This window comes from Anoxybacillus sp. ST4, assembly GCF_019448545.1.
Taxonomy (GTDB): domain Bacteria; phylum Bacillota; class Bacilli; order Bacillales; family Anoxybacillaceae; genus Anoxybacillus; species Anoxybacillus pushchinoensis.
The window spans coordinates 37,599-48,264 of the sequence record NZ_JAHZOE010000018.1 but is presented as its reverse complement, the minus strand read 5'-3'; the positions used below and the strand labels follow the sequence as shown (position 1 = coordinate 48,264).

Annotated in this window: 10 protein-coding genes and 3 pseudogenes; 8 read left to right on the top strand and 5 right to left on the bottom strand. The window is 42.5% G+C overall.

Annotated features, from left to right (window positions below):
• Positions 1-94 (top strand): annotated as a pseudogene (locus tag K1I44_RS11230) (ATP-binding protein); the annotation flags it as partial.
• 152 nt (positions 95-246) lie between these two features.
• Here the strand turns inward: K1I44_RS11230 and K1I44_RS11225 are convergent.
• The gene (locus K1I44_RS11225; protein ID WP_128682684.1) at positions 247-630 is read right to left on the bottom strand and encodes a hypothetical protein; all 384 of its coding nucleotides are present in this window, start codon (positions 628-630) and stop codon (positions 247-249) included.
• Positions 631-1,062: 432 nt separating this feature from the next.
• Here K1I44_RS11225 and K1I44_RS11220 point away from each other — a divergent pair, with 432 nt between their 5' ends.
• The 3 genes and pseudogenes from K1I44_RS11220 to K1I44_RS11210 all read left to right on the top strand — a co-directional run.
• A complete protein-coding gene (locus K1I44_RS11220; RefSeq protein ID WP_003397542.1) occupies positions 1,063-2,286 on the top strand; it encodes an IS481 family transposase in 1,224 nt (407 codons plus the stop codon).
• Positions 2,279-3,079, top strand: a complete 801-nt coding sequence (locus tag K1I44_RS11215) for an ExeA family protein (RefSeq protein WP_003397543.1) — start codon at positions 2,279-2,281, stop codon at positions 3,077-3,079. The genes K1I44_RS11220 and K1I44_RS11215 overlap by 8 nt, the downstream gene beginning before the upstream one ends.
• 207 nt (positions 3,080-3,286) lie before the next feature.
• Positions 3,287-3,673, top strand: a pseudogene (locus tag K1I44_RS11210) (transposase); the annotation flags it as partial.
• 341 nt (positions 3,674-4,014) lie between these two features.
• Here the strand turns inward: K1I44_RS11210 and K1I44_RS11205 are convergent.
• Together K1I44_RS11205 and K1I44_RS11200 are read right to left on the bottom strand one after the other, a co-directional pair.
• Entirely contained in the window at positions 4,015-4,386 is a 372-nt protein-coding gene (locus tag K1I44_RS11205) for a VOC family protein (RefSeq protein ID WP_003397545.1), read from the bottom strand.
• A 617-nt stretch (positions 4,387-5,003) separates the two neighbouring features.
• Positions 5,004-6,170: an IS256 family transposase gene (locus tag K1I44_RS11200; protein WP_003397546.1), complete on the bottom strand. Its 1,167-nt coding sequence runs from the start codon at positions 6,168-6,170 to the stop codon at positions 5,004-5,006.
• A 425-nt stretch (positions 6,171-6,595) separates the two neighbouring features.
• Between K1I44_RS11200 and K1I44_RS11195 the strand changes: the two genes are divergently transcribed.
• The 4 genes and pseudogenes from K1I44_RS11195 to K1I44_RS11185 all read left to right on the top strand — a co-directional run bounded on the left by K1I44_RS11195 (position 6,596) and on the right by K1I44_RS11185 (position 9,974).
• Positions 6,596-7,261 carry a recombinase family protein gene (locus K1I44_RS11195; RefSeq protein ID WP_219986162.1) on the top strand — a complete coding sequence of 222 codons (666 nt, stop codon included), beginning with the start codon at positions 6,596-6,598 and terminating at the stop codon, positions 7,259-7,261.
• Between the two features lie 43 nt (positions 7,262-7,304).
• Positions 7,305-8,662: pseudogene (locus K1I44_RS11190) on the top strand (IS1380 family transposase).
• 137 nt (positions 8,663-8,799) lie between these two features.
• Positions 8,800-9,021 carry a recombinase family protein gene (locus K1I44_RS15405; protein ID WP_370627994.1) on the top strand — a complete coding sequence of 74 codons (222 nt, stop codon included), beginning with the start codon at positions 8,800-8,802 and terminating at the stop codon, positions 9,019-9,021.
• On the top strand, positions 8,979-9,974 hold the full coding sequence (locus K1I44_RS11185) for a recombinase zinc beta ribbon domain-containing protein (protein WP_255573386.1): 996 nt from the start codon (positions 8,979-8,981) through the stop codon (positions 9,972-9,974). The genes K1I44_RS15405 and K1I44_RS11185 overlap by 43 nt, the downstream gene beginning before the upstream one ends.
• On the opposite strand, the gene rlmH is transcribed toward K1I44_RS11185, so the two are convergent.
• Together rlmH and K1I44_RS11175 are read right to left on the bottom strand one after the other, a co-directional pair.
• Positions 9,915-10,394, bottom strand: a complete 480-nt coding sequence (gene rlmH, locus K1I44_RS11180) for a 23S rRNA (pseudouridine(1915)-N(3))-methyltransferase RlmH (protein WP_003397552.1) — start codon at positions 10,392-10,394, stop codon at positions 9,915-9,917. The genes K1I44_RS11185 and rlmH overlap by 60 nt on opposite strands.
• An 83-nt stretch (positions 10,395-10,477) precedes the next feature.
• Positions 10,478-10,633, bottom strand: a complete 156-nt coding sequence (locus K1I44_RS11175) for a CxxH/CxxC protein (RefSeq protein WP_003397553.1) — start codon at positions 10,631-10,633, stop codon at positions 10,478-10,480.
• Positions 10,634-10,666 lie beyond the last annotated feature (33 nt).

The following is a 10,666-nucleotide window of genomic DNA, read 5'->3' as shown; positions in this document are numbered from 1 at the left end:
ATTACTGCATCATTCCATCATTTTCAACCTAAAGGGGGAAAGCTATCGATTACGGGAAAAGAGGCTCCAAGAAGAAAAACAGAAGGATCAATGAGGTCCTTCTGGGGAATTTTAAACCGGCGATTTTGGGGAAAAAATAATCGGCCTTGACAAACATTGCAAGAGGCAAAAAATTAACACAATAAAAATTGAAAATATAGTCTTTACTAATGCATATACAGAGATGAGGGGAAAAATCTCCTCATCTCAATTATTTTGGAAATTTATAATTGAGAGTTTTTTAATCTCACTATAGGGAATTTTAAAGAAAATCATTTTAGAAAAAACACTCATCTCCGCCAACAAGCGGTAAAACCAACCATCTAACTCAAAGAAAAAAGACTCTATCACTTGCTGTGGAGTAAATGCATAGCCAGTAAATGTGCGTTGCCCGTTTTTTAGTTTTGCCATAATCCGCTTATTCCCATCGACAACAATATATTGTTGAGGCACATCAAATATAGGAGCAAAATAAGGCAACTCATTATTGCTAACCCTGCTTTTTTCGTAAATTGTTTCCTTATCTAAAAAGAATTGAGAACAATCTAATGTAACTTTTTTAACTTTATTGGCTTTAACTAAGCGTTTCATTGGTACCGTCAAGAATTTTGTGTAATGTAAATGGGGTAGGGTTTCTCTGAAATGGATTTGAATTGATAGGGGACTGATTTTCTCCACACAGGAGACTGAATATTCAGTCTCCTGTATGGAAAGGGAGAATCCCCATAGCCATCAAGTTAAGAATTTGATCTTTTTTCAGCGCCAAAAACATGGTATCCTTTCTAACGAAAATCATCGTTGGAAAGGATTGTTTTTTGATGGCAAAAAAGATAAAGGCATGGATAAAAACGATTCGTCAACTCTTCTCCTCTGAAGAACTGACCCGTCTGGCACGGAAAGTCGGATTCATTCAGCGGCAGCGTTCATTAACAGCGGAAGCCTTTCTGACGCTATGTGCTTGGGGAGACGGATCGCTCGCCTGTCAGTCGCTTCAGCGGTTGTGTGCCGATTTGGCGCTCTGGCATGTTTCGGTACGGGCTAATCGCTCCGTTGGTGAATGGGCAGGTGGAACCGAAGACGTATCTGAAAGAGGTGAGCGAGCGAGTGCACCATGTTCCCCACCAGGGCGACAAACGAATCGCAGCCAAGACGATCCTCGATTGGTGCACCCGATACAAAAAAGGGGGCTTTGACGCCTTAAAGCCGAAGCGCCGTTCGGACCGCGGCCACTCAAGGCGTCTGTCGCCCGATGATGAGGATCATATTTTAGCCCTAAGAAAAGAACATCCCACCATGCCCGTGACGGTGTTCTACGAACACCTGATCGAGCAGGGGGAAATCCCAGAAAATCATACCTCTTACTTTACTATATACCGATTGTTGAAAAAACACAACCTTGTCGGGAAAGAAATCTTGCCCATGCCGGAGCGAAAGCGCTTTGCGTATGACCAGATCAATGAGCTTTGGCAAGGGGACTTATCCCATGGACCAACGATTCGAGTCAATGGGAAAGCCCAGAAAACGTTTTTGATCGCCTATATCGATGACTGCTCGCGGTTTGTGCCGTACGCGCAGTTTTTCCCTTCGGAGAAGTTTGACGGGCTGCGGATCGTCACGAAGGAAGCGGTGCTTCGTTGCGGGAAGCCGAAGCGCATTTACTCGGACAACGGGAAAATTTATCGATCCGAGGTGCTGCAGTATGCGTGCGCCGAGATGGGAATTACGCTCATCCACACCCAGCCGTATGACCCGCAAAGCAAAGGGAAAATCGAACGGTTCTTCCGCACCGTACAGACGCGGTTTTATCCGCTACTGGAGTTGGATCCCCCGAAGTCGCTCGAAGAGCTGAACGAGCGCTTTTGGAGGTGGCTTGAAGAGGAGTATCATCGAAAACCGCACGCCTCGCTGGACGGAAAAACGCCGCATGAGGTGTTTCAATCGCAAGTGCATCTCGTGTCGTTCATCGAAGATAGCGATTGGCTGGATGCGATTTTTCTGAAGCGGGAGCACCGCAAGGTCAAAGCCGATGGAACGATCACCTTGAACAAGCAGCTGTATGAAGTGCCGCCCCGGTTCATTGGGCAATCGATTGAACTCCGCTATGACGAACGGGGCGTCTATGTGTACGAAGATGGAAGGAAGGTGGCGGAGGCCGTTCGGATTCGTTTGGAGGACAACGCCTATGTAAAACGCCATCGGTCCCCGTTTGCGGCGATTCCGGCGAAGGAGGGAGAACACGGTGTATAAATCGTTTTACTTCCTTTCGCGGGAGCCGTTTGCGAAAGAAACAGACCCGTCCGAGGCGTATAAAGGGGCGCCGTTTCAGGAAGCGTTGCGGGCGCTGGAGTACGTGAAACGAACCCGGGGGATCGGGCTGTTGATCGGAGAGCCGGGGGCGGGCAAGACGTTCGCCCTTCGGGCGCTGAAAGAATCATTGAATCCATCATTGTATCATGTCGTCTACTTTCCGTTATCCACCGGAGGCGTGATGGATTTTTACCGTGGTTTGGCCTTGGGATTAGGAGAGGAACCGAAGTACCGCAAGGTAGACCTCTTCCGCCAAATCCAGCAGGCGATCGAGCGATTGTATCATGAACGGCGGATCACGCCGGTGTTCATTTTGGACGAGATGCATTTAGCGAAGGATGCATTTTTACAGGACATCGCGATCTTGTTCAACTTTGAGATGGATTCGACCAACCCATTTGTCTTGATTTTGGCCGGGCTGCCCCATTTACAGGGGAAGCTGCGGCTCAATCAGCACCGCCCTCTCGACCAGCGGATCATCATGCGATACCGGATGGGGCCGCTGGAGAAGGAAGAGGTGGCGGGCTACATCAAGCATCGGATGAAACAGGCCGGGGCGAAGCATCCGATCTTCACCCCATCGGCGTTAGAGGCGATTGCCCTGCAGTCGCGGGGATGGCCTCGGGTGATCAACACGTTGGCCACGACGTGCCTGTTATACGGGTATCAGCTGAAAAAGGACGTCATTGACGAAGAAATGGTGCGCATGGCCGCAGAGGAAATGGGGTATTAGCACGAAAGGGGCCGAATCGGCCTCTTTTGTGCTTTCTCTTTTCCATAGGTCCATCAGGCGCGCTGGAAATCTTCATCTGAAAGAGCGTGCAAACGTTCCGAAAGAATGTGCAAAATCCGGAACAATCCGCAAAAATTTTGCACATTATTTCCGAATCCGCCTGAAATAATTTGAAAAAGGGATTCTGAAATAATGTGCTAATTTACATTGACCACAGCGAATCGGAAGGATGCGGCAGTGGCGCCAGAGCTGCTGGTTTCTTTACAGCAGTGGGATATTGAGTTGGTATTAGGCGATGCCGCATACGACAGTGAAAAGGTTCGACAAACTGCCGAACAAGCAGGAATCTTATTTCTTTCCCCCATCAACCGCCGCAATAGTGTGGAACGGAAAGATGCCTATGGTCGGGTTCTTTCTGTCTTTTTGAAAACAAGATTTGGCCAATGGCTGTTTGGGCTTCGCCGCGAGATTGAACGGGTATTTAATGAGTTAAAAAGTGACGGGGTGGAACAGCCTCGATGGTATGGATTTCATCGATATTTACTGCATGTGTTATGTTGTATCCTTATGCATAACTTCGAGTTTTTACTCTAGTTTTGCAACACCATCAAAATGAAAAAACTCGCACAAAATGACCTTCTTATTAAAAGAATGGCTACTGACCTAGCAAAGAAGCTAGGTGACGAAGAGGGAGCATATCGTATAGTCTTTAACAGCGAGGTCCTTGGAAGATATCGTTATGGAGGAATTGTATAAAAATGCAGGAAGCTCCTAAGTTCTATATGCTTAGGAGCTTTTTATTGTAATAAGCGAAGAGAATTGAAAAGTAATAAAATGGTTATTATTTCATTTTCTTTGTTTCTTATTTCGTTATTAGGAAGTTTTGTATATCCTATCATTAGCGACGTGGTGCTTAATTTGCTCAAGTACAGTTATTATTTAATCCACTCTAAAAATTCGAGTCTGTTGCCAAAAGGATCATTGGCATAAAAACGATTTGCTCCTTCTAGCGGTTCATCTTCCTTTACTGCAATCCCCTTCTCAATTAAGTGGTCACGCAATACAGCAAGATTTTTTACATGAAAGGCTGGGTGTGCTTTTTTAGCAGGTTGAAAATCATCTTGTACACCAATATGTAGCTGATGACTCCCACATTGAAACCATACTCCACCTCGCTTTTGTAAGTTCTCAGGTTTTGGGATCTCTTTCATTCCTAAAATTTTTCCGTAAAACTCACGTGCTTTTTCTTCACAACCTTTAGGAGCAGCAACTTGAACATGATCAATTTCTAAGAAAGTAAAGTTCATGTATATTCCTCCTCAGTAAATATATTAAATTAAGTTAAAATAATTTATTTTAATTTATTTTAATTTATTGAACATGTTTGTCGCGCAAGAACAGTATATGCTTTGCAGCGAATGACAATTATGTTATCACTCTAATTTAAAGTTTGAACAACAGTGAAAAATGATACTCTTTCATAGAACAAATTTACTGAGAACACGGTTATTTGAAGTAACAGTTCAATCCTTAGTAATGTCGTCACGAACTAGAAGATATAGTGAATAGGATTGAATGAATGATTTTAACGGTATTTTCAAGCTAAATGATAGAATAAATTTCTATTCTATACTTATTATAACTTATAAACAGAAATTTTCAATTATTAAAAATTTAATATAATATTGACAATATAATAATTTTTTATAAAATAAAAGTAGAGGTTTGCAATATTTTATTGCAATACCTTATTTTGGGTGTTTGGGGGGTACCGTCAAGAATTTTGTGTAATGTAAATGGGGTAGGGTATCTCTGAAATGGATTTAGAATAGAGGGGGATATTTCCTCCACACAAGAGACTGAATATTCAGTCTCTTGTGTGGAAAGGGAGAATCCCCTTATTTTGTTTATTTACAATATTTGGTTAACAATAACGTTCTTCAAACATTCGTTGAAGGGCTTCATGCGCTTCGGCAAATCCTCGTAACTTTCGCCCTGCCCATTTCTCATTAAAATCTTGAATGGTCAAATACACGACTTTTTCAGCGGCTTCTAAACTGCTCAAACTGTTCATCGGCTTTAGGCGTTTCCGAATCTCCTTGATCGTTCGTTCGATGGCATTCGTCGTGTAAATCACACTTCGAATACTGCTTGGATAATCCATAAATGTAAGGAGGACATCCAACTCATTGGCCCAAGATTGAACTTCTCTCGGGTACTTGCTGGACCATTTCGACTCAAACTGTTGAAACATCTGTAACGCTATCTCCTTATTCGGTGCGCGATAAATCAGTTTGAGATCCTCTGCCACTTCAAATTGATCTTTTTTCCGAACACGATGTAAGGTATTACGTACTTTGTGAACGACACAACGCTGCACATCGGCTTTCGGATAAACCGAGCGAAAAGCTTCCTCCAGCCCCGGAAGACCATCGAATACGCCCAGAAGCACTTCCTTGACGCCTCTTTGGTAGAGGTTTTGAAGAATTTCTTGCCATACATAGCCACTTTCTTGTCCTCCCACAAAGAAATCAAGAATTTCGCGATATCCTTCTTCGTTCACCCCTAACACCACATAAATGACTTCTTTCTCCACGGTTTCGCGACGAAGTTTTACGTATAAACCATCCAAATATAAAACCGAATAACGCTGATGTAGAGGACGATTGTGCCATTTCTCGATGTCTTCCTTCACGACATCGGTAATACGACTGATTGTCGTTGGAGAATAGGCATTTCCTAAAATTCGTTCGATAAACTTGCCAAATTCCCTCGTACTCATGCCACTTTGATACATTTTGATGACGGCTTCCTCGAGCCAACCAGTATGACGTTGGTAAGGGGCAAACAGCTGCGTTTGAAATTCCCCATTTCGATCTCTTGGGACCAAAAGGCCTTCAATTCGGCCATATTGCGTATCTAGATTTCGTTGATAGTAGCCGTTTCTCATATTCGATGTTCCGGCCTGTTCGATTTCGAGGAAATTTTTCATTTCTTCCCGCATGATCAGTTCTAATTTTTCCTTTACAAACTGACGAATCACACTTTCCAGTTGATTTGCCCAGTCTACATTCGGTATACTTTTAGACATAGGTAGGGTTCTCCTTTCTCTGGAATGTGTTTTTGTCCAAATCAGAGAATACCCTACCTTTTTTCTTTTGGTCTAGTAAAATGCTTTACACAAAATTTTATACATCATCATTAGAAGACGATATTAATTATAAAACCAATTTAAATATAGCTCTTGTCGTCAAAAATATTCTTAATAACTTTGAATCCTTCTTTAATCAACTTGATGATACCCAAAAGAAGGAACTTTTAAGGACGCTTATAAAAGAGATACAAGTGTATCCATCAAAGAATGCAAAAGGCAGAAAAATTAAAAAAATTGAATACTATTTTAACGTTAATGACCTAACCAATCTTGTCACAGCTTGACCTAAAAGGAAAGGGACCCCCTTTCCTTTTTTGCTTTTTCATCTTATGATGATGGATGAAAAGGAGGTTTGTCAACAATTGAAGGAAATTAAAAAGGTTTGTCTTTATTGCAGAGTTTCGACTGAAGAACAGGCAGTCGAAGGTTTTAGCATATCTGCGCAACTCAATACTTTGCGGCAATATGCACAACTACATGGATGGGAAATTGTAAACGAATATGTAGATGAAGGAATCAGCGGAAAATCAATCGAAAAACGACCACAGTTGCAACGTTTACTCACCGACTTAAGTCGAAAACAATTTGATGCCGTGCTGGTATGGAAAATCTCTCGCCTTTCAAGAAGTCTTTATGACACCTTGCTTCTATTAAGAAAATTTGAGGAGCATAATGTTCAATTTATTTCTTACTCTGAACACTTTGATACATCAACTCCTATAGGGAAGCTTGTTCTTCAGATTATGGCAGGCATTGCGGAAATGGAACGCAACACATTAAGTGAAAACGTCAAATTGGGAATGAAGCAAAAAGCCGTGGAGGGCGGCTGGAATGGCGGACTCGTCCTTGGCTATGACTCTGTAGAAAAGAAGCTAATCGTAAACGAAAAAGAAGCAGAAATTGTCCGTCTTATCTTTCGGGAATACGCGAATGGCAAAGGCTTAAGAGCCATTGCAAACCATCTAAATAAGTTACCTGAATCCGTGACAAAACATCTTTACAATGGATGCAAACCGTTGATACGATAAGGGAAAACGACGTTGACGACTCTTCATCAAGTAGGTGAATGCGATGAAAGATTTCCCGATTCGGTTTGTATTGACAGATGAAGCGATTACTCCAAGTGCTGGGCTTGCTCTCGTGGGCTACTTACTGCACCAAACGAAGCTGGATAAACGAGTAAACGCCCTTCGGCTCCCAACGGTTCGTCGAGATGTGCACATTTCCCATAGCGACGTCATTCGCTCGATGATCGGCTTGCTTGCCACAGGAAAAACGGATTTTGATCATATCGAAGCGTATCGTCAGGACGATATCTTTTCGACATCAATGGGCATTCGGCACGTACCTTCCTCCCCAACGTTGCGACAGCGTCTCGATCAGCTCGCTTGTCTTCCGATGACCGAAACCATCATTTGGGAGGAATCGATGCGTCTGTTGGTTCGACAACACGCTACCTTGTCCCCTTGTTGGGCGAAAGGGAAAACGACATGGCTTCCCCTTGATATAGATGCTTCCCCATTTGACAACTCCGATACGAAGAAAGAAGGAGTGAGTCGAACGTATAAAGGATTTGACGGTTTTACACCGTTGTTTGCGTACGCAGGGAAGGAAGGGTATATCGTTCATGCCGAGCTGCGTCCAGGGAAACAACATGTACAAGACAACATGCCTTCGTTTTTAACTACCGCCATCCGTCGAGCTCGTCCGCTGACCTCGTCTCGTCTGCTTGTCCGCATGGATGCAGGAAACGATGCGGAAGCGAATGTGCATACGTGGACTTTGTCATCAAGCGAAACTTACGCCGAGAATCGAAAGCGCTTTGGTTCCAGATCGCTTCGCAAAAGGGCAGACGCATCGATGATGGACAAACCGAAGGAGTACAAACGTATGAGTTATGCCTTCCACAGACCGCAGCAATCGATGGACACACGTATACGTACGTTCAAGTCACCCAAGTGACGGAACGAACGATGGAACGAAATGGACAGCTGATGCTCGTTCCTAATTACGAAGTCGAAAGCTACTGGGTGCGCCTCGAAGGATACGAGCATGTTCGAATGAGTGATGTGCTCGCATTGTATCACGATCATGCGACATGCGAACAGTTTCATAGCGAACTGAAAAGCGACTTAGATTTAGAGCGACTTCCATCAGGGAAGATGAAAACGAATGCGCTCGTGTTAGTCATGGGAGCATTCGTGTACAACCTTCTTCGTCTGATTGGACAAGATCTATTAAGCGATCCGAGACATCCATTACATCATAAAGTGAAACGCCGCCGCATCAAGACGATCATTCAGACGGTGATCACGATGGCAGGACGACTCGTTCGCCGATCGCGGCAGCTATGGATGAAGTTGACGCGAAGGAGTGGCTATAGCGAGCCCCTTCTGAACATTTACATAAAATGGAGAGAAGGAGTATAACGAACAATTGTTCGTAATTCTGTACTCATCCTAACCCTCTGTCCTTTTTTGTTTTTTCTTTGGTTTATATACCTAAAAAAGATATTTATTTCATTTCTGAGAGTGAAGATGACATCTGTTTTAAACATAAAAAGGGAATGGTGGATCACGCATCCATAAAACCAGCAAAAAAGTCAAAGTCGATGTCAATCCATCACGGATTCAGGAAGTTAGGCTATCGTACAAAAAGAGGAAAACATTTTTCTATAAATACCATTGCCACAATCCTTGATAATCCTTTGTACGTTGGCAAGATATCCTGGCTTAAGGTTGAAAATTGGGACGAAAAAAGAAGAAAGGGACAAACCCCAATCCTATAATTGCTGATGGTTGCCATGAGCCAATTATAAACACTGCCCTATGGGATGTTGTTCAAGAGAGAAGAAAAAGTAAATCATTTAAACAGCGTCAATCGCACGAACCTTTCTTATTGAGCGGATTATTAAAATGCCCTTCCTGTGGACAAGGGATGGTGCCAAGTATTACGACTTATACCCGTAAAGATGGCACAAAAAGACGCCATCGTTACTATGTCTGCGGCTCTTTTCATAACAAAGGCTCTGTTGCTTGCAAAGCCAACTCCATCAAAGCAAATGAAGCCGAGGAGATTGTGTTTCAACTGATAGAACAATTTTTACAAAACAACGACCTTTTCAATCAAAAAATTCTCAGCATTAATCGAACGGCCGAAGAAAATCAAGATACATTGCTTTATGAGTTAGATAAACTAAATGGCATGCTTCAAGAATTGACAGAACTACAAGAAAAATACTTTAATGCATTTGAAAAGAACCTTTTCCCTATTTCTATGCTACAGGAACGGCTTGATATTATCGCAAAGGAGAAAGCAGCTATCGAACAAAAAATATATGAAATGCAGAATGGGCTACAGCAAGCGGAAACAAAAAAAATTTCTCCTGAACCAGTCAGAGAGCTGCTTGCAAAATTTGTTGACGTTTATAAAGTAGCGACAAGGGAACAGAAAAAGCATCTTCTACACCTATTAATTAAGAAGATTACTCTTGTCCCCCTGTCAGATAGGAAACGAATTGTTGACAAGGTAGAATTAGAATTTGATTTTCGCGATATACACAAATCAAAATCATTTATACTTATCCACCATCTGTACAACAATCAAGAAACAGAACATGATTTATCCACAGATAATATGAATGAGAACTATCTTCCTCCATATCTCCAAAAATTTTTGCCTCTACTTATGATACGGTTCCCCGCGATTAATGCGGAAGGCGCGATAAATTTGCTCCGTTAAAATGAGGCGCATAAGCTGATGTGGGAACGTCATTTTGGAAAATGAAAGCGATTCGTTTGCTCGTTTCATGACGTCATCGCTTAAGCCGAGCGAACCGCCGATTACAAAGGCAATTTTACTGTTTCCGTATGTCGCCAATCGATCGAGCGTTTGGGCAAATTGTTCCGAAGACATCATTTTTCCATCAATCGCTAAGGCGATCACATACATGTCTTCTGTTATTTTTGTTAAAATGCGCTCACCTTCCTTTCTTTTCACGAGTTGCATTTGTTGCTCACTCAGCTGTTCTGGCGCTTTCTCATCAGCTACTTCGATGATGTCTATTTTCGCGTATGACGATAGTCGCTTCACATACTCTTCTATCCCTTGCTTTAAATATTTTTCTTTCAACTTACCCACAGCAATGATGTATATATTCACAAGTGATCCCCACTTTACAAACATGATATCCACAAGGTTTATCCACATATCCACAAGTACAATCCACATATTGTGTAAAAACATTAGTTCCCTACTACATATATTGCTTTTTGTTCACAAAAATCACATATTTCCTCTTTTTTATCCACAGAAATTGTTAATATTTCTGGTGCTCGTTGTTTTTCATCTACATACATATCAATCGCAAGCTCAACATGTTGTGCACAACATTTCCACACATTCACCCCTCCTTATTGAAGAGTGAAACGACA

Excerpts from the sequence above, each read along its gene's own strand:
- K1I44_RS11225 (WP_128682684.1), bottom strand. The coding sequence starts at position 630 with ATGAAACGCTTAGTTAAAGCCAATAAAGTTAAAAAAGTTACATTAGAT.
- K1I44_RS11220 (WP_003397542.1), top strand. The coding sequence starts at position 1,063 with ATGTTTCGGTACGGGCTAATCGCTCCGTTGGTGAATGGGCAGGTGGAA.
- K1I44_RS11205 (WP_003397545.1), bottom strand. The coding sequence starts at position 4,386 with ATGAACTTTACTTTCTTAGAAATTGATCATGTTCAAGTTGCTGCTCCT.
- K1I44_RS11200 (WP_003397546.1), bottom strand. The coding sequence starts at position 6,170 with ATGTCTAAAAGTATACCGAATGTAGACTGGGCAAATCAACTGGAAAGT.
- K1I44_RS15405 (WP_370627994.1), top strand. The coding sequence starts at position 8,800 with ATGGTGGATCACGCATCCATAAAACCAGCAAAAAAGTCAAAGTCGATG.